Genomic DNA, 17,500 nt, shown 5'->3' on the forward strand with positions numbered 1-17,500 from the left:
TGATTTAATCGGTTATAAATAAGGTTAAGTTACTCCGGCTTTAAAAATAGGATAAATTTAAAATAAATAGAGGCAATTTCCATACAATAACAATTTCGCCTATAAATTATCCGGCTTATATCCAATTCTTTTACGTGGGTTTAAATTATCCTTCTTATTCAGCAATTCATCCAAGTACTGAAATACCAGTTCGATGTTTTTGTCCTGATTGGTCAGTCTCTTCTTTATGTGTTCTATCTCAATTCTCAATTCAGAATGATCATAAAGAAATAGTCTAATACGAGTGAAAACCCGGATAATTTGGATATTTACGATTATCGCTCTATCACTATTCAATATGCTGGATAACATAGCCACACCTTGTTCAGTAAAGGCATACGGGGTTGTAGGACTGAATTTAACGTTTTGAGGAAGATTATCACAATTTGTGATAACCTCAGACCATTCACTTTTAGTTAATTGGAACATGAAATCTTCAGGAAAAACGAATCGAGTTTCTTTTAATAGACTGTTTTAATGCTCTTGTTTCAACCTCATATAGTGCGGCCAGGTCAAAATCAAGCATTACTTTTTGGTTTCTGATTAAGAATATTTTATTCTGTATGTTATTATCGGATATTAAAATTTGTTCAAGCATAGCTATTGATTTTATCGTTTATTGATAACATTGATTTAATGGAGAGATTATTAACTAGCGTTAACTGAATAATACTTCTTTTTAAGTAAAGCCATGTCTTGACTCACTTTTATATCCAGTATTTTAGCATAATGCTGTGTGGATAGTCATGGGCCCGCCTTTGTAGTTTTTTTGCTTTCTGAGGTAAAAAAACAGATGGAAATTACTTTTCATAATTGCAGGATTAAAAGTGAAACAAAATTAGATTTGCTGCCTGCCTTTATCAATATGTTTACTCGCTGAACATGTTGACAATCAAATGATTATGAATAATTCGGTGCATAGTATTTCCCATTTCCTTACGCACCGAATTACGCTCAATTTTGTTGCGATTTGATGCATAAAATGGTGTTTTGACACAAACAAAAACCCTGCAAACTTTTGATTTGCAGGGTTTTAGCATCTTTTAATACTGCTTTTTGTAGCCCGTAGGGGAATCGAACCCCTGTTTCAAGAATGAAAATCTTGCGTCCTAACCCCTAGACGAACGGGCCAAAATTTATAACGTTCCACAAGCCGGAACTCCCCTTTTCGGGACGGCAAAGATATAGCTTTATCGCAATTTTTAAAAACTAAATTCAAAAAAGTTCTTTCGCCTGTAAGGAACGTGTGTGATTGCAGCGTCAAAAAAACAAACCCCGGTTTCATTTATTATAATACAAGTAGTTTAATTTTTACATTTATATCATACCGCAATCATCTATTCTATATACCTGACCATATGAAAACTTACGACGCAATCGTGATCGGCGCGGGCCAGGCCGGTGGCCCCCTTGCTAAAAAATTATCCCTGGCCGGGAAAAAAACTGCATTGATCGAAAAACGGTATATAGGCGGTACCTGCGTAAACGATGGCTGCACCCCCACAAAAACCATGATCGGTTCGGCAAAAATGGCTTACCTGGCTTCCAAAAGTAAGGACTTGGGTGTCGATATAAAAGGTTACAGGGTGAATTTAAAGCGGATCAAAAAGCGTAAGGATGATGTAGTGATGCAGTTCCGCAACGGCAGTCAGCAGGGGTTGGAGAAAACGAAAGGGCTTGACCTGCTGTTTGGGGAAGCCAGTTTTACCAGCGAGAAAACTATTTCTGTTAAGCTAAACAATGGTAAAACAAGTGAATTGAAAGCCGATCTTATCTTTATGAATACGGGTTGTAAGCCAATCATTCCCGGAATTGATGGTATTAATGATATTGATTATCTGACTTCAACTTCGATACTGGAATTGGATAAAGTGCCGGACCATTTACTGATTATCGGCGGTAATTATATAGGACTGGAATTCGGACAGATGTTCAGGCGGTTTGGCAGCAAGGTGACGGTAGTTGAGAAGTCTGAAAGGATAGTGTCGCGCGAAGATGAGGACGTATCGGAAGAACTGACCAAGATACTGGAAGCCGAAAAGATCAAAATACTCACCAATGCACAAACCTTGAAATTTAAGAAAACAGCAAAAGGCAATGTTTCGGCAACCGTGTCGGTTAACGGGAAGGAGCAAAATATTAAATGCTCGCACATATTAGTTGCAGTTGGCCGTGCTCCGCAAACAGCGGCGTTAAATTTAGATAAAGCCGGTGTCAAAACGGATGAGCGCGGCTTTATTAAAGTGAATGATAAGCTGGAAACTAATGTAAAGGGCATTTATGCTTTAGGCGATGTAAAAGGGGGGCCGGCATTTACGCATGTATCTTATAACGATTACACTATTGTTTACCGCAATTTGATTGAGGGCACAAATTATTCAACCAAAGACCGGCCAATACCTTATTGTATGTTCACCGACCCGCAATTGGGCAGGATCGGCCTGGATGAAACCGAAGCAAAAAAACAGGGATTGAAGGTAAAAGTTGCCAAATTGCCGATGGCCTATGTGGCAAGGGCCATAGAAACCGGGGATACGCGCGGTTTTATAAAGGCGGTAGTCGACCCAAAAACAAAGAAGATATTGGGAGCAACGGTACTAGGTCCGGAAGGGGGCGAAATAATGACCGTACTGCAAATGGCAATGGAAGGCAGTATTACCTATGACAGGATACGTTATTGCGTGTTCGCCCACCCGCTGTATTCCGAATCGCTGAACAACCTGTTTATGGCGCTCGAAGATTAAAATCTTTCATGATCAAAGTCGAACATCTGAGTAAATACTTTAACAGCATCAAAGCAGTTGATGACATCTCTTTTGAAGTAAAAGAGCATGAGAATCTCATTCTGCTTGGCACCAGCGGCTGCGGAAAAACGACGACGTTAAAAATGCTGAACCGGCTGATAGAACCGACGGCAGGAAGTATCCTCATTAACGGTGAAAATATACTGGATCAAAAACCGGAAGAGTTGCGGCGGGGGATAGGCTATGTGCTGCAAAACAATGGATTATTTCCGCATTATACAGTCGCGGACAATATTACGATAGTTCCACAGCTGCTGAAATGGGATAATAAACGTATTAAAAGCCGCGTAGCCGAACTGATCGAAAAACTGCATCTTTCCAATGACCAACTTAAATTATATCCCAATGAATTGAGTGGCGGGCAACAGCAGCGCGTTGGCCTGGCGCGGGCGTTGGTTGCCGATCCGCCGGTTTTGCTGATGGACGAGCCCTTTGGTGCATTGGACAATATCACCCGTTCAAAAATACAGGCTGAATTTAAAGAACTGGACGAACTGAAGCGGAAAACCATTATCATGGTTACGCACGATGTCCAGGAAGCCTTTGAACTCGGCGACAGGATATGCCTGATGGACAAAGGGAGGATAGTGCAGATCGGCACGCCGTCGGAATTGCTTTTCAATCCGGCTAATAACTTTGTGGCTGATTTTTTGCAGGACCAGCGATTACAGCTGGAGTTTAAGTCAGTCAAAATAAAAGACATTTGGGACTGGCTGCCTTTGGTAAAAGAAAAACCGGCCGGTCACAGTTTGCCGTTCGACGCGAATGTGTGGACGGGTTTGCAAAAACTAAGTTCGGATAGATCCGGCAATCTCAACATAACACACGGGCATGAGACCAGGTCGGTTGGGTTTGAGGAATTGACCGCCGCTTTTTACAAATATCAAAGCAAGCGTTTCCATGAATGAGCATCAACAGACCTTATGGGAGTTTATGCACCAGCAGAGCGATAAACTGCTGATGCAAACTTTGCAGCACATTGGGCTAACATTTATTTCGCTGCTTATTGCCGTCATTATCGGATTGCCCTTAGGTATTTGGATAACCCGGCAAAAGAGATTCTCAGGGATTGTATTAGGCATAGCAGGTGTTCTGCAAACCATACCCAGCATTGCCCTTTTGGGTTTTATGATACCACTATTGGGCATAGGCGCCAAGCCTGCTATTGTAGCCTTATTACTGTACGCTTTGTTGCCGATCATCAGGAACACCTTTACAGGAATTGAAGGCGTCGATCCGTCAGTAAAAGAAGCTGCCCAGGCCATGGGGATGAGTAAATGGCAGGTACTATCCAAAGTGGAGCTTCCTTTGGCTATGCCCGTTATTTTAGCAGGGATACGTACCGCTACGGTAATCAATGTCGGCGTGGCTACGTTGGCATCCTACATAGCGGCCGGGGGTTTGGGCGAATTCATTTTTGGCGGGATATCGCTTAACAATACCAACATGATACTGGCCGGGGCAATCCCCGCCGCACTATTGGCCATTCTTTTTGATTTCTTGCTATCGCGACTGCAGCATTTCAACTTCAGGAAAATCAAAACGGCTACTGCCTCCCTGCCACTGGTGCTGATCATACTGGCCTCGTTCTACCTTATTCCATCCGCCTATGGCGGAAAATTGACCGCCGGTTTCACCCCCGAATTTATGGGCCGGCAGGATGGCAACCTCGGTCTGCAAAGCAAGTATGGTTTGAAGGTGAACCCCATTGTTATCAGTGATGCGGTGATGTATAAGGCTGCTTATGAAAAACGATTGGACGTTATCAGCGGCTACTCAACCGATGGACGACTGAAGGCTTATGACCTGGTTGTGCTGGACGATGATAAGAAAATATTTCCGCCTTATTATGCTGCGCCGATAGTGCGGGACGAAACCCTGAAGCAATTTCCTGACCTTGAAAAGACATTAAACCTGTTATCCGGCAAAATAAACGACGCTGTGATGACCGAATTAAACTACCGCACCGACTATCTTCACCAAAGCCCGGAGAAGGTGGCAGAAGACTTTCTGCGGGCGCAATCATTGTTAAAACCTGCCCGCAACGGCAACGCTGGCATTATACGTATCGGCTCAAAAATTTTTGGTGAACAATACATCCTGGCAAATATGTACAGTATGCTGATCAAAGGCTATACAGATTATGACGTGTCGACAAAAACCGGTTTGGGCGGCACCAAAATATGTTTTGATGCGCTGAATAATGGCCAGATCGATTTTTACCCGGAATATACCGGAACGGGGCTGTTAGCGATATTACAGCCGTCAACAAAAACGGTTGACTCGCTGACGGTTGATAAGGATAAAACTTACAATTATGTTAAAGGGGAGTTCGAAAAAAAATACAACATCAGTTGGCTTAAGCCTATTGGCTTTAATAACGCTTACGCACTGATGATGCGTCAAAAGCAGGCCAAACAGTTGCATATCAAAACAATTTCGGACCTAAAACGCTATTTAGAGAGCAAATAACCAATGAGCCTGCCCGATTGTTATAAGGAAGTAAGAAAGCTAACGGAGCAAATCTGCGCTCCGCTGCATACCGAGGATTATGTGGTACAACCTGTTGCCGATGTAAGTCCGCCTAAATGGCATTTGGGGCATACATCGTGGTTTTTCGAAACATTTATCCTGAAGCCTTATTTTATGGGCTACCAGGAATTTGATCCGCAGTATAATTTCGTATTCAACAGCTATTATGAAACCGTGGGCACACGCGTTATCCGTACGGACAGGGGTAACCTTAGCCGCCCTACCGTAGCTGATATTTATAAGTACCGCGAATACGTGGACGAGGCGATGGACAAATTTCTTTGTTCAGAACCTGCTGCCGATTTTAACGAGTTGCTCATTCTCGGCCTTAACCACGAACAGCAGCACCAGGAACTTTTATATACCGACATCAAATACATTTTAGGACACAACCCTTTGTTCCCGGCCTATTCGAATGAATACCGGTCGCCAAAAATTGAAAAGCGCGGCGCTAATCAATTCATCAAAATGAAAGAAGGCATATATGAGATAGGCTTTGATGGCGACGGTTTTTGTTTTGACAACGAATTGAACAGGCATAAGGTTTATTTACAGAATTTTGAGATAAGCCCCTTATTGGTTACTAACCGCGAATACCTGGAGTATATTGATGCAGGAGGTTACCAAGATTTCCGCCATTGGCATGCCGAAGGCTGGGACTGGGTGAATAAAAACCACATAACAGCACCGTTATACTGGCATAACATAAACGACACATGGCATAATTATACTTACACCGGCCTGCAATTGATTGATTGGGATGATACACTTTGCCATGTCAGTTACTTTGAAGCATCGGCTTATGCGACGTGGAAAGGCATGCGCCTGCCTACCGAATTTGAGTGGGAAGCATCGGCTGCGCAATTTAAATGGGGCAAGCGTTGGGAATGGACGGAGAGCGCCTATTTGCCCTATCCCGGTTTTGCAAAGGCGCCCGGCGCCATTGGCGAATACAACGGTAAGTTCATGGTGAACCAGCAGGTTTTAAGAGGGGCATCCGAGGTAACGTCGCCGGGTCATAGCCGGGTTACTTATCGAAATTTTTTTCAAACACATTTACAATGGCAATTTACTGGCATACGTCTTGCTAAGTAATTATTAACAAACACATTATGGGATCACCAGCTATAGTTTTTGGAGCATATCATCTAAAAAAGGACAAAACAGATACCTTTTATAAGGACGTTATATCAGGTTTAAGGTCGACGCCGAAGCGCCTAAGCTCGAAATATTTTTACGACGCCAAAGGCGACAAGATATTCCAGGAAATAATGAATTGCCAGGAATACTATCCTACCCGGTGCGAAATGGAGATATTCTCTGAAAAGACCGCTGAACTTGCTGAGGCGATCATTGGTGAAGGCGATGCATTCGACCTGATAGAGCTTGGCGCGGGTGATGCTACAAAATCGTCGCACCTGCTCAAATATCTTCTGCAAAAAAAAGCTGATTTCACGTACCTGCCGATAGACATATCAGGTAATGTTATCAATTATTTGACCGGCAATTTGCCCGCAACCTTGCCCGGACTGAAAATACACGGATTGAACGGCGAGTACTTTGAAATGCTGAAAGAGGCTGCCGCAATGTCCCAAAGGCGCAAAGTAGTGATGTTCCTGGGGTCCAATATCGGCAACATGACAGCGGGCGATGCCGCCGCGTTTTGCAAAACATTAAGGGAACACCTTGCCGAAGGCGATATGGTGTTAATGGGTTTTGATCTTAAGAAAAATCCTAAAACGGTTTTAGCTGCTTACAACGATTCGGAGGGGATTACCAAACGGTTTAACCTGAATTTGCTGGAAAGGATAAACCGCGAACTTCATGCTGATTTCCATCTAAGCAAATTCGACCATTATGCAACTTATGATCCCGAAACAGGCGCATGCAAAAGTTATCTCATCAGCCTTGAAGACCAGGAAGTAACCATCGGAAAAGAACATATCCGTTTCCGGAAAGATGAATACATTTACATGGAAATATCACAGAAATTCACTGTGTTACAAACCGAGCAGATAGCAGATAATGCCGGGTTCAAAGCCGTAGATTGTTTTTTCGACAACAGGAAATGGTTTTTGGATGCTATTTGGGTAGCAGAATAATACTGTGGGAGATGCAAGCGTCTCTACCTGTTTCGTTTTTTAACTATTAAACCACTTGCTTTGCAACGCCAGGTTTATCACCTGGGCTTTAGAGCTAACGTGAAGTTTCTCGTAAATATTAGCAATATGCTTTCTTATAGTATGGGTGCTTAAGAAGAGCTTTTCGGCTATGGCTTTATAATCCTTGCCTTCAACAACCAGTTTTAATACATCACATTCCCTTTCAGATAATCTTTCAGCCACATTATCCTTGCTGCCGGTATCGGTTTCGTTAAGCCGCGACCGGGATAAAAGGGAAAGTGCTTTCCGGGCGATCGACGGGCTCATGGGTGCGCCGCCTATCTCTATCAGCTGCTGAATATGATCGATTATGGTGCTTGTTTTTTCGTCTTTCAGCAAATAGCCATTCGCGCCGTTTTTAATCGCTTCAAAAATTTTATCGTCATCGTCGAAAACCGTCAGCATCAAAAATTTCAAGTCGGGGTATATCTGGTGCGCATACCTAACTACTTCGGTTCCTTTCATTTCGGGCATTTCAATATCCATCAATACTACCGACGGGTGCATATCCGCAGGCGTAGTCTTCATCTGCTCTAAAAAGTCAATGCCATTTTTGGAGGTAAAACGAACAGTCACTTCATCAGAGTAGCCTAACTGTTCGGCCAGCGAACGCCTGTTCTGGGTATTATCATCAACTATGGCTACAGGTATTTTCATCAGCTAAAAGTAATGTGTTAAGTACTATTTTAAAATAACTCAAATGCGCTATTATCTATTCTTTGATCAGCACTATCCGTGTCCCCTGGTTACCGGCACTTTCAATAACCAGGCTGGCGGATATATCTTTTGAGCGTCTTTCAATATTTTCAAGTCCATAATGCCCGTCATATTTATTGTTCACATCAAATCCCACACCGTTATCGGTTATTTCCAGGGTATAAGCGCGGTCACGCTTACTTACCAGCTTTATGTCGATCCTGTTTGCGCCTGAATGCTTGATAATGTTGCTCACCACCTCCTGCACTATCCTGAAAATGTGCATCACCTCGCCAGAAGATAATTTCCAGTTGCCGTGCAGATTTTCCTGGAAATCCCATGCTATCACTTCCTTCCCTGCCAATTGCTGCCGCAGGTACGATTTCAGCTTATCTGCAAACTCCTGTATGCTTACTTCATCTTTATTGAGCACCCAAATGGTTTCGCGCAGATCGATCATGGCATTTTGGGCGATATCATTTACGTTGGTCAAATATTTTTTGCCTTCCTCATAGCTTAACGCAGTCGGCCGGTCCATCATAAAATTCACGTTGCGTTTGATATAACTCAATTGTGCGCCGAGATTATCGTGCAGGTCGGCGGCTATTCTCTTGCGTTCCTGTTCTTCCGCATCGGCCACTGCCTTTGCCGAAAGGCGCTTTTCCTCATCCTGCAATTGCTGTAACCGCAATTTTTGCTTACGCCTTAACTCCTTGTAGATCAGCCAGCCGATAGCGCCCAATAATAACGTAACCAGTACCGATCCATAAAAGAGATAATTTTTTTGAACGAGGGCAAGTTGTTGCTGCGCGATGGTGGCTTCCTTTTTTTCAAATTGGTATTTAGTTTCCAGCTCGGCAATAGCCTGGGCCGAATTCGCTTTATAAAAGGCTTCTTCCCCATCGACAACTTTTTCTAAAAATTCTTCATAGTGTTTTGAGTCGCCTTTAAGCTGGTAACACTTGGCCAGTTCTTTATAGTAAAATAGTTTTTGGAGGCCGCCGGTGTTGACTGTATTTCCGGCATGCGGCGAGACCTGTTTATACGTGCTGTCCTGCGCAAGGCCGTCCTGTAATACTTTTATGGCCTTATCAAACTGCGACTGGTGTTCATATATAGAAGCCAGCACCATCAACTTGTCTTGCGGAGACATGTTCCCATCAACTTTCCCAATGATACTGATGCTTTCGGTTATGGCCTTCTCCGCCCCGGCATATTCTTTTTTTTCTATCAGTATACTTGCTTTTACCCGCAGTGCTGTTGATAAATAATAAAGATTTTCGATGCGTTTACTTAGTGCAATCGATCTGTTTATGCAGTAAACCGCCGAATCCTGCTTCCCGATCCACCAATAGCACTGTGCAAGGTTCAGGTTTAATGCGGCCGTTACTTTATAAAATCGGGGATCGCCGGAAGTCAGCGCCAGGCCCTTGTAGGCCCACGAACGCGCAGCGGGCAAAAAATCCATGTCATAGTTGAAAGCAGAAAGCGTATTCATGCTCTCGGCCATGATAACCGGCTCGTTATATTTTTCCGCATCGCGCATCACGTTATATACCTCGGCAATGGCATCTTTATAGTTGGATGTATTACCAGTAAAATCGATCTTAAGCTGCGCAAGCTTAAAATAAACATCGCGCGAAGCGGCATCTTCAACGCTGTACTCTGGCAATTCGCGCTGCACCAGCATTTTTGCGCTGTCGGTATTTTTCCATCTTAAATAAGCCTGGGCCTGCGCATAAACCGCTAACCCGGCGCTATGTACGTCGTGCAGGTTTTGAGCCACTGCCCTGGCCTTGGTGGCATAGTTCCAAAGGGTATCCTTTGGCAGCGTTTCATACTCGTCGCACAAAGCGAGTATAGCTTTTAGCTTACCATGAGGATTTTTTAATGAACCGAGCCGATTCTTCAGACTATCGATCCTATGGGTTTGCCCGAATGAAAAGGCTGTAGCGAAAACCAGGAAAACCAACGGAAATATCCTCTTCATTGTGATCTGCATCAGGTGAACAATGTTAAAGCTAAACAGAAATTATTGCAGCGCCTAAAAATGCCGTCAAAATACATCATATGCGTTATTGCCCCCGTTTTTCAACTTCCTCAACTTTACATTGGTAATATCAAATGCTATTAATCAAACACATAAAACTCCGGGATCATGAAAAAATTAAACTTACTCTTTATCGCTGCAGCGCTTGTTGTGCTTGCAGTTTCATCGTGCGGCAAAGGCGAAAAAGTAAAACCCAAAACCGAGCCGAAACTGGGTGATAATTATCCGACGGTACTAAACAGTATCGTAACGCCTGATATGATAGACACCCTCAAAAAGCACGGGCTTGTTATTAATGCCGGCACAACCCCGCCTGTAGTTGACGGCGTATTTTTGCAGGCACCTGATATTTGTATTTACGATAATGCAACACCGGCCAATGCAGGCAAGCTTTTCACGAACTACGAATACCAATTTTTAAACCAGGATAATTCAAAATATACAGTTACAGTAAATTACAGCAATGCTATAGTAGGTGCCGACGATAGCGGTACAGACGGTTCGGCTACTTACATTGCTGGCCAGGGTAACTTTTTTACCGTATTTGCCGAAGTAACAGGCACGCTTAATGGTGTAACCTATAAGGAATTACAGGTACTAACCGGCGAACTGGCGCCTACCGGCCTTAAAAATTTTCAATGGGCATTTTTGATGAAATCAAAAACCGACGACCCCGGCGATCATAAAGTTGCCAAGGTAGGTACCATACGTATTTTTAACGATAAGGATGGTTTCTCTGAAAAACAAGCCACTTTTACTACAAACTCGTTTACCCAAAATCTTATGCAAAACGCGATCCGGCAGGATGGCAAACCGATACTGGCTGCCTCAACAGGTCAGAATTAATAGTTAATGTGAAAATGAAAGACCGCCGGGTGATCCGGCGGTCTTTTATATTTAGAGTACTTTAGGGTTCAGTTCCGAATCGATCAGTTCGCCTACGGGTCTACTCATCATCCATTTGGCAAGGTCATTTTTCTGCCATTCGTTTTTTGGTTCCGAAACACGCGCGCCGTCCGCCAGGTAAATGATAGTCATTACCTCGCGCATCTTATCCGAGTTATTGCCCGGAGCATTGTGTATCGTAAATCCGCGGTGGAAGGTAGCATCGCCGGCTTTCATCGTCGTTGCCCGGCTTATAGGGAATTTGTTATCCCTCACATAATCATCAAACGCGGTTTCGGATTCATCGGATATTTCAAAATCAAATATCGATCCCTTATTATAGGAACCCGAAGCAAAAGTAAGCATACCCATATCCACGTCAATATCCACCAAGGGCATCCACATGGTAATGGTGTTATCGGTGTCGATTGGCCAGTAATATTGGTCCTGGTGCCATGGCGTAGGGCCACCGCCCGGTTCTTTAAACAAAGCCTGATCGTGATAGATGCGCACATTGTCGACACCCATCAGGTCGGCGGCAATTTTTGCCAGGCGCTTTGCCAGCACAAATTTTTTCACACCTTCATCCACGCGCCAAAGGTTCATGATCTGCAAAAATGCCTTGCCGTAAGTATCGCGGTCCTGCATTTTACGCCTTTCGGTATTGTATCGCTCTGCCGCATCTGCAATTACCGGGCGATACGCGGCCATCTCTTCGGCAGATAATATGTCCCTTACCAGGGTATGCCCTTTTTCGGTAAACTCCTTTATGTTTTCTGCAGGTATCCCTTTCAGATCGTCTAATCCGGGAAGGTTTGCAACAGTACTCGTCATGTCAAATTGGTTTATACTCAAAAATAGTTTAACAGCACAACGAAAAAAAATGAAGAAAGTGGTGTAATAATGGATTATTTTATCCGTACCTTGCTTTAAGGGTTTGAATTTATTAAAATAAGCAAATGATAAAGGCATCCTACGAAATCCTTCAGCCTGCTAGCGGCCACTCTTTCCTTGTCCGGACATTCGAGATATCGGCTTTCGATGCCCCCTACCATTTCCACGAGGAATTTGAGCTTACCTATATCATTCGCGGCAGGGGCAAGCGCTATGTTGGCAGCCACATGGAAGATTTTACCAGCGGCGACCTGGTATTCCTCGGCTCCAACCTGCCGCATTGCTGGAAACTGGCTCCGGACGAGCCTGACAACGAGGGGGCGAGCGCAGTAGTGATACAGTTTGGCGCTAACTTTATGGGGGAGGAATTTTTCAATAAGCCCGAATTACAGGTTATCAAAAAAATGTTCCAGAAAAGCGGCAGCGGCATAAGTTTTAATGGCGCCACCCGCAATGCAGTTAACCAAAGCATGGAATTGCTTGCCGACGAAAAAGGTAATTTTAAAATGCTGATGGGCCTGCTGGAAATATTACAGCGGCTGGCCGTATCAAACGAATACGCCCTGCTCGACCAGCAAAGGAACATCGCCGAGCAATCGCGGGCCGAGCAGGAACGCATAAACCCGGTATTTGCGTACCTGGTTGATAATTTCAGGAGCCATGTTTCGCTGGATGAGGCCTCGGGTATTGCGCACATGACGCCAAATGCCTTTTGCAAGTACTTCAAAAAGATAACCCGCAAAACGTTTATGGAAACCGTTATCGAATACCGCCTTAACTATGCTACCCAGCAATTGGTGCAAACGGATAAACCCATATCGGATATTTCCTTCGAAAGCGGCTTTGGCGACGTTTCCCACTTTTATAAGATGTTCAAAAACAAAATGCACCAGAGCCCGCTCAACTACCGCAAAAACTTTATGCGCGAATTTGACGGCACAGAGATCAAGGCTTCAGCCTGAAATTTTGCGTACACTAAGTGTTCACGCCGCCGCCGCTTGCCAGGTGTATTTAAAATTAACTATTTAATAATCAGATAATTACATTTATCATAACACCAAAAAGTGCCCCATTTTTGCATTTTTCGTGAACACCTCTTTTAGGATATAGTTGATTATCAGCACAGTAAAGCATACACGCGACGGCCCTTTTTAATGCATTTTTCCGTCAAAAATTCCACAAAAGTCAAAAAAACGCAAGATCAGGCTACTTCAAGCCAATTTGCGCCAAATGGCGCCCCCCGCCGCGATAGCGGTCAATGCCAAAACAATACTGCATCGCGCACACTTTTTTCAAATTCGGTACACTAAGTGATCCCGGGAGCTGCCAGGAATGGGCGTTTGGCTATTATCGTGCCGGTATGTTCCCATCCCCGGAGTTTAATTTGACCTATAGAATTTCAACAGGTAATAAAAGCATTGGGGAACCCCTGGGCTATCATCAAACGTTCCTACGGAACGAAAAATGGGTTATTGTGTCGTTTTCTACCGACCATGCGTCCTTACGGGACGCTCTTTATTCTCCGCCCCATAGGGGCGGTTGGTTGGTAGAAAAATGAATATTCGGAAATACGTTCCATAGGAACGCCTGATGAAATTTCGATTTGTCTCCGCAGGGTCCCCGGAACGGGACCCTGCGGAATGTCTAATTACCTCACCTTACTCCCACCCCCAAACCTCAATACCGTTTGGCGCCATATTCAATTTAATGGTATTCGGGTCGCCGGGTTTTGTCGGGGGGACTATGGCCGCTTTTACAATGCCGTGCAGTTGGTTAAGTTTGGTCTCTTTTCCGGCAAATTGTATGGCCACATCCTGGTTCCTTTCCGACAGGTTTACCGCTATCACTATTCTTTTCCCGTTTTCTGTGCGCTGAAACGAGAACACCTGGTCGTTGTTATTGGTCAGTGTTTTATAGGCGCCCCCTATCAGTACCGGGTTGGCTTTGCGCAGGTTCAGCATTTCGCGGTAAAAGTTCCATAAAGAGTTGGGGTCATCCGCCTGCTCTTCCAGCGATATGCCGTCGTTGGGCTTGTCCGTTTCAAACTTGTCTTTCCATGGCCCTTTTTGCTTGTACCAATAGGCCATGCCCTTGCCTTTGCCACTTTTGTACCAGTCAAATGCCGACCGGTTGGGAATATCGTTCGCATCGGTGGCGCCCAGGCTTGCGTTGGTACCCGACATGCCAATTTCCTGCCCGTAATAAATAGAAGGAATACCCCCCAGCAGCAAATTAAGCGCAGCGCCAATTTTTAGCCGGGCTATATCGCCCTTTACGCCATAGCTAAACCTCGGCATGTCATGATTCTCAATAAAAACTATCTGCTGTTTGCCGTTCTTAACCATTTGGAATGTCGAATCGGCAGCTTTTGCCAGCTGCGATTTATCGAAAGACCGTATGGCCATAGCCAGCCGGAAGCCGAACACGCGGTCGGCACCGCCCGGTGTCAGGTAATCCTTGCCAAATGTGGCCCAATTGGCCTGCTCGGCCACAAAGCTGATCTTTGGGTTCACCTTCCGTAATTTGGCAAACAGCGGGTTCCAGAAGGTATTGAACAGGTGCGGCAGCGCAGGCTTGTTATCCAGGTTATCCATCATGTGGTCCAGGCGGAAACCATCTACACCATCCTCAAAACGGCCGTCGCCATTCGGGTCCATCCAAAATTTGAACAGGTGGTAATTATACTCCTGTACCTTGGGGCTGTTCAGGTTTACGGTGGTTATCTTTTTGTAAACGCCATCGTAGCCCTTTAACCCTTTCAGGTCGAATATGATGGTGCTTGGTTGTGTATGGGCCGAATCATCGTACAAAATGTAATCGCTGTATTTCGATTGCGGATCGCCCACGCCGTCCACCCACCAGTCATGCCCCTGTGTCACATATTGGGTTTCCATATCCATGTAAAACTTCATGCCGCGCTTATGCAGGTCCCTGATAAGGGCCAGGTAATCCTGCATGGTGCCGTATTTAGGGTCTATCGCTTTAAAATCATCGGCAAAATAATTGTGGTAAAACGGCGAATCGTATAGCGGCGTCAGCAATATGGCGGTAACGCCCAGGTTTTGCAGGTAGCCGAGTTTTTCGCGTATGCCGTTCAGGTCGCCATGATTGTCGCCGTTGCTGTCATAAAAGCTTCGCTGAAAAATATGATAGATCACCTCGTCTTTTCCCATAACCTTTGGTGTTATTTTCTTTTTTTGAGCCGAAACATGAATGCCTGAAATTAAGCACAATAGCAATAAGATTTTACTTTTCATTTCAATGGTTTAAGAGCATACAAAGTAAGGTAAGCAACGTTTGAAAAAAATGAAGAAATTATTCTAAAAGTGTAAAAAATTATCTGAAAGTTGCGTTTTTATTCCAACTAACGTAAATATAAAAAACAGCGAATAATATATGCCAATAATTGACCATTATTGTTGTTTTTTTAGCGGCAGCAACGTGGTTACTTTGCAGCCTCTTTTGCGGTACCCCCGGGTACTGTTATTAAGTGAAAAAAGCCGATGGGAATTCAGTGCAAAGCCGCGATAACAAACGGGGCCGGACATTTTGAGACAGGCGATATAGTGGTGGGTGATCCGAAAGACGATGAGGTGCTTGTAAAACTCAAAGCGGCCGGGCTTTGCCATACCGACTATGATTCATTGAGCTGGGGCAAACAACTGATTATCGGGCACGAAGGGACCGGTATAGTTGTTAAAACAGGCAGGGATGTAAAGGGACTATTGCCTGGCGATAAGGTGATACTCAACTGGGCCATGCACTGCGGGCATTGTTTTCAATGCCTTGCAGGCAATCAGCACCTGTGCGAAGTGGCCTCGCCGGTAGCAGCCGGCGGCAATGGTTACACCCCCGGCCATGCCGACCCATCCGGCACTTTATATAAGGACCAACCGCTGCTTCGCTCCTTCAATATCGGCACACTTTCCGAATATACCCTCGTCAAACAATCGGCTGTAGTAAAAAATCATTCCGAAAAAATGAGTTTCCCGGCAGCCAGCATTATCAGCTGCGGGGTAATGACGGGTTATGGTTCGGTGGTTAATGCCGCCAAAGTAAAACCCGGCTCTTCGGTGGTGGTGCTCGGCGCAGGCGGCGTAGGGCTGAATGTTATACAAGGCGCTAAGGTGGCAGGCGCTGGAACGATCATCGCTATCGACATTAACCCAAATAAACTGACCATGGCGCGTGCATTTGGCGCCACTTACAGTTTGCGCGCCGATAAAAATGACAAGGGCCTGCTAAAAGCTGCCGAACAGGTTAAAAAACTAACCGAAGGCCGCGGTGCCGATTACGCTTTTGAATGCACTGCCATTCCCGAACTGGGTGCCGCGCCGCTGGCCATGGTGCGCAACGCCGGCATGGCCGTGCAGGTGAGCGGCATTGAGCAGGAAATAACCATTGATATGAACCTGTTTGAGTGGGATAAAACCTACATTAACCCTTTATATGGCCAATGCAGGCCACAAATTGATTTTCCAAAAATTATAGATCTATATGAGCGCGGTGAACTGTTGCTTGAGGAGATGATTACCCGTACTTATAAATTAGATGAACTTGATAAAGCCTTTGATGACTTACTTAGCGGACGAAACGCCAAAGGAGTCGTCGTATTTGAATGAATATAAAATGTCCCGGTTTAGAACAGTTGAAGTTTCGAATCCGAGGTTTGAGGCTGGCGGCCTGCGTTTTATAACCGTAAAGTCGCCTAACCTTAAAGGTCGTGGGGATATTTGCGTTTACGCGCCCCCGGTGGCCGAAAAAAACGATGTTTTACCGGTTGTGATCCTGCTGCACGGCGTATACGGCAGTGCCTGGAGCTGGGCCTTCAGCTCGGGTGTGCACCTGAAAGTGGCCGAGCTGATCAAAACCGGCGAATTGCCGCCGATGATACTCGCTATGCCCTCGGATGGTTTATGGGGCGATGGTTCGGCCTACCTGCCGCACAACGGGTTGAATTTTGAGAAATGGATAGCCGAAGATGTAATAGATGCCGTAACCGGCGTTATCGATGGTGCGCATAAAAGTTCGCCGCTGTTTATTTCGGGCCTGTCTATGGGTGGTTTCGGCGCGCTGCGCATCGGGGCCAGGTATGGTTATAAGTTCAAAGGCATGTCGGGCCTTTCATCTATCACCAGCCTTCCGCAGGTGCGGCTGTTCGTACAGGAAAGCCTGAAAAATTATATGCAGCAGGACATAGTGAACGAAGATCTGCTGGCTACTTTTAAACAATACCGCAACCAGTTGCCACCCATGCGGTTTGATTGCGGTAAAGACGATATGCTGCTCAAATATAACCGCGACCTGCACCAGAAAATGGAAAAGGAAGGCATCCCGCATACTTACGAAGAATACCCCGGCGGCCACGAATGGACCTATTGGGCCGAGCATATTATCACTTCGCTGAAATTTTTTGCGGAACAGTTGTAAACATAACC

Annotated in this window: 15 protein-coding genes and 1 tRNA gene; 9 read left to right on the plus strand and 7 right to left on the minus strand. The window is 45.0% G+C overall.

The annotated features are described in order from the left end of the window. Nucleotides 1-99: 99 nt before the first annotated feature. The 3 genes from VL525_RS14610 to VL525_RS14615 all read right to left on the minus strand — a co-directional run bounded on the left by VL525_RS14610 (nucleotide 100) and on the right by VL525_RS14615 (nucleotide 1,170). Nucleotides 100-468, minus strand: coding sequence for an ORF6N domain-containing protein (locus tag VL525_RS14610; RefSeq protein ID WP_325387772.1), 369 nt, complete (start codon nucleotides 466-468; stop codon nucleotides 100-102). A gap of 7 nt (nucleotides 469-475) precedes the next feature. Next, nucleotides 476-637, minus strand: a complete 162-nt coding sequence (locus tag VL525_RS22780) for an ORF6N domain-containing protein (protein WP_349255464.1) — start codon at nucleotides 635-637, stop codon at nucleotides 476-478. A gap of 461 nt (nucleotides 638-1,098) precedes the next feature. Then, nucleotides 1,099-1,170: transfer RNA gene (locus VL525_RS14615), tRNA-Glu, on the minus strand. Between the two features lie 227 nt (nucleotides 1,171-1,397). On the opposite strand from VL525_RS14615, the gene VL525_RS14620 reads away from it, so the two are divergent. From VL525_RS14620 to egtD, 5 genes are read left to right on the plus strand one after another with little or no spacing between them, the layout of a single operon-like run. After that, entirely contained in the window at nucleotides 1,398-2,783 is a 1,386-nt protein-coding gene (locus tag VL525_RS14620; RefSeq protein ID WP_325387773.1) for a mercuric reductase, read from the plus strand. An 8-nt stretch (nucleotides 2,784-2,791) separates the two neighbouring features. Beyond that, on the plus strand, nucleotides 2,792-3,751 hold the full coding sequence (locus VL525_RS14625) for an ABC transporter ATP-binding protein (RefSeq protein WP_325387774.1): 960 nt from the start codon (nucleotides 2,792-2,794) through the stop codon (nucleotides 3,749-3,751). Next, nucleotides 3,744-5,315, plus strand: a complete 1,572-nt coding sequence (locus VL525_RS14630) for an ABC transporter permease/substrate-binding protein (RefSeq protein ID WP_325387775.1) — start codon at nucleotides 3,744-3,746, stop codon at nucleotides 5,313-5,315. Before VL525_RS14625 ends, VL525_RS14630 begins: the two co-directional genes overlap by 8 nt. A 3-nt stretch (nucleotides 5,316-5,318) precedes the next feature. After that, the gene (egtB, locus tag VL525_RS14635) at nucleotides 5,319-6,470 is read left to right on the plus strand and encodes an ergothioneine biosynthesis protein EgtB (RefSeq protein WP_325387776.1); all 1,152 of its coding nucleotides are present in this window, start codon (nucleotides 5,319-5,321) and stop codon (nucleotides 6,468-6,470) included. 17 nt (nucleotides 6,471-6,487) lie between these two features. Continuing rightward, nucleotides 6,488-7,477, plus strand: coding sequence for an L-histidine N(alpha)-methyltransferase (gene egtD / locus VL525_RS14640; protein ID WP_325387777.1), 990 nt, complete (start codon nucleotides 6,488-6,490; stop codon nucleotides 7,475-7,477). A gap of 39 nt (nucleotides 7,478-7,516) precedes the next feature. Here egtD and VL525_RS14645 read toward each other — a convergent pair whose 3' ends face one another. Then, on the minus strand, nucleotides 7,517-8,194 hold the full coding sequence (locus VL525_RS14645) for a response regulator transcription factor (RefSeq protein WP_325387778.1): 678 nt from the start codon (nucleotides 8,192-8,194) through the stop codon (nucleotides 7,517-7,519). Nucleotides 8,195-8,249: 55 nt separating this feature from the next. Next, nucleotides 8,250-10,223, minus strand: coding sequence for a sensor histidine kinase (locus tag VL525_RS14650; protein ID WP_325387779.1), 1,974 nt, complete (start codon nucleotides 10,221-10,223; stop codon nucleotides 8,250-8,252). 168 nt (nucleotides 10,224-10,391) lie between these two features. Between VL525_RS14650 and VL525_RS14655 the strand changes: the two genes are divergently transcribed. After that, entirely contained in the window at nucleotides 10,392-11,129 is a 738-nt protein-coding gene (locus VL525_RS14655; RefSeq protein ID WP_325387780.1) for a hypothetical protein, read from the plus strand. A 51-nt stretch (nucleotides 11,130-11,180) separates the two neighbouring features. Here the strand turns inward: VL525_RS14655 and VL525_RS14660 are convergent, their stop codons facing one another. After that, nucleotides 11,181-12,002, minus strand: a complete 822-nt coding sequence (locus VL525_RS14660; RefSeq protein WP_325387781.1) for a phytanoyl-CoA dioxygenase family protein — start codon at nucleotides 12,000-12,002, stop codon at nucleotides 11,181-11,183. 125 nt (nucleotides 12,003-12,127) lie between these two features. On the opposite strand from VL525_RS14660, the gene VL525_RS14665 reads away from it, so the two are divergent. Next, the gene (locus VL525_RS14665; protein WP_325387782.1) at nucleotides 12,128-13,024 is read left to right on the plus strand and encodes an AraC family transcriptional regulator; all 897 of its coding nucleotides are present in this window, start codon (nucleotides 12,128-12,130) and stop codon (nucleotides 13,022-13,024) included. 696 nt (nucleotides 13,025-13,720) lie between these two features. On the opposite strand, the gene VL525_RS14670 is transcribed toward VL525_RS14665, so the two are convergent. Beyond that, on the minus strand, nucleotides 13,721-15,319 hold the full coding sequence (locus VL525_RS14670) for an alpha-amylase family glycosyl hydrolase (RefSeq protein WP_325387783.1): 1,599 nt from the start codon (nucleotides 15,317-15,319) through the stop codon (nucleotides 13,721-13,723). Between the two features lie 246 nt (nucleotides 15,320-15,565). Here VL525_RS14670 and VL525_RS14675 point away from each other — a divergent pair, with 246 nt between their 5' ends. Both VL525_RS14675 and VL525_RS14680 read left to right on the plus strand, forming a co-directional pair. Beyond that, complete coding sequence (locus VL525_RS14675) at nucleotides 15,566-16,684, plus strand: zinc-binding dehydrogenase (RefSeq protein ID WP_325387784.1); 1,119 nt, start codon at nucleotides 15,566-15,568, stop codon at nucleotides 16,682-16,684. After that, a complete protein-coding gene (locus VL525_RS14680) occupies nucleotides 16,635-17,492 on the plus strand; it encodes an alpha/beta hydrolase (RefSeq protein ID WP_325387785.1) in 858 nt (285 codons plus the stop codon). Before VL525_RS14675 ends, VL525_RS14680 begins: the two co-directional genes overlap by 50 nt. The last annotated feature ends 8 nt before the right edge of the window (nucleotides 17,493-17,500 follow it).

It is taken from the genome of Mucilaginibacter sp. (assembly GCF_035492695.1).
Taxonomy (GTDB): Bacteria; Bacteroidota; Bacteroidia; order Sphingobacteriales; family Sphingobacteriaceae; genus Mucilaginibacter.

Excerpts from the sequence above, each read along its gene's own strand:
- VL525_RS14610 (WP_325387772.1), bottom strand. The coding sequence starts at position 468 with ATGTTCCAATTAACTAAAAGTGAATGGTCTGAGGTTATCACAAATTGT.
- VL525_RS22780 (WP_349255464.1), bottom strand. The coding sequence starts at position 637 with ATGCTTGAACAAATTTTAATATCCGATAATAACATACAGAATAAAATA.
- VL525_RS14620 (WP_325387773.1), top strand. The coding sequence starts at position 1,398 with ATGAAAACTTACGACGCAATCGTGATCGGCGCGGGCCAGGCCGGTGGC.
- VL525_RS14625 (WP_325387774.1), top strand. The coding sequence starts at position 2,792 with ATGATCAAAGTCGAACATCTGAGTAAATACTTTAACAGCATCAAAGCA.
- VL525_RS14630 (WP_325387775.1), top strand. The coding sequence starts at position 3,744 with ATGAATGAGCATCAACAGACCTTATGGGAGTTTATGCACCAGCAGAGC.
- egtB (WP_325387776.1), top strand. The coding sequence starts at position 5,319 with ATGAGCCTGCCCGATTGTTATAAGGAAGTAAGAAAGCTAACGGAGCAA.
- egtD (WP_325387777.1), top strand. The coding sequence starts at position 6,488 with ATGGGATCACCAGCTATAGTTTTTGGAGCATATCATCTAAAAAAGGAC.
- VL525_RS14645 (WP_325387778.1), bottom strand. The coding sequence starts at position 8,194 with ATGAAAATACCTGTAGCCATAGTTGATGATAATACCCAGAACAGGCGT.
- VL525_RS14650 (WP_325387779.1), bottom strand. The coding sequence starts at position 10,223 with ATGAAGAGGATATTTCCGTTGGTTTTCCTGGTTTTCGCTACAGCCTTT.
- VL525_RS14655 (WP_325387780.1), top strand. The coding sequence starts at position 10,392 with ATGAAAAAATTAAACTTACTCTTTATCGCTGCAGCGCTTGTTGTGCTT.
- VL525_RS14660 (WP_325387781.1), bottom strand. The coding sequence starts at position 12,002 with ATGACGAGTACTGTTGCAAACCTTCCCGGATTAGACGATCTGAAAGGG.
- VL525_RS14665 (WP_325387782.1), top strand. The coding sequence starts at position 12,128 with ATGATAAAGGCATCCTACGAAATCCTTCAGCCTGCTAGCGGCCACTCT.
- VL525_RS14670 (WP_325387783.1), bottom strand. The coding sequence starts at position 15,319 with ATGAAAAGTAAAATCTTATTGCTATTGTGCTTAATTTCAGGCATTCAT.
- VL525_RS14675 (WP_325387784.1), top strand. The coding sequence starts at position 15,566 with ATGGGAATTCAGTGCAAAGCCGCGATAACAAACGGGGCCGGACATTTT.
- VL525_RS14680 (WP_325387785.1), top strand. The coding sequence starts at position 16,635 with ATGACTTACTTAGCGGACGAAACGCCAAAGGAGTCGTCGTATTTGAAT.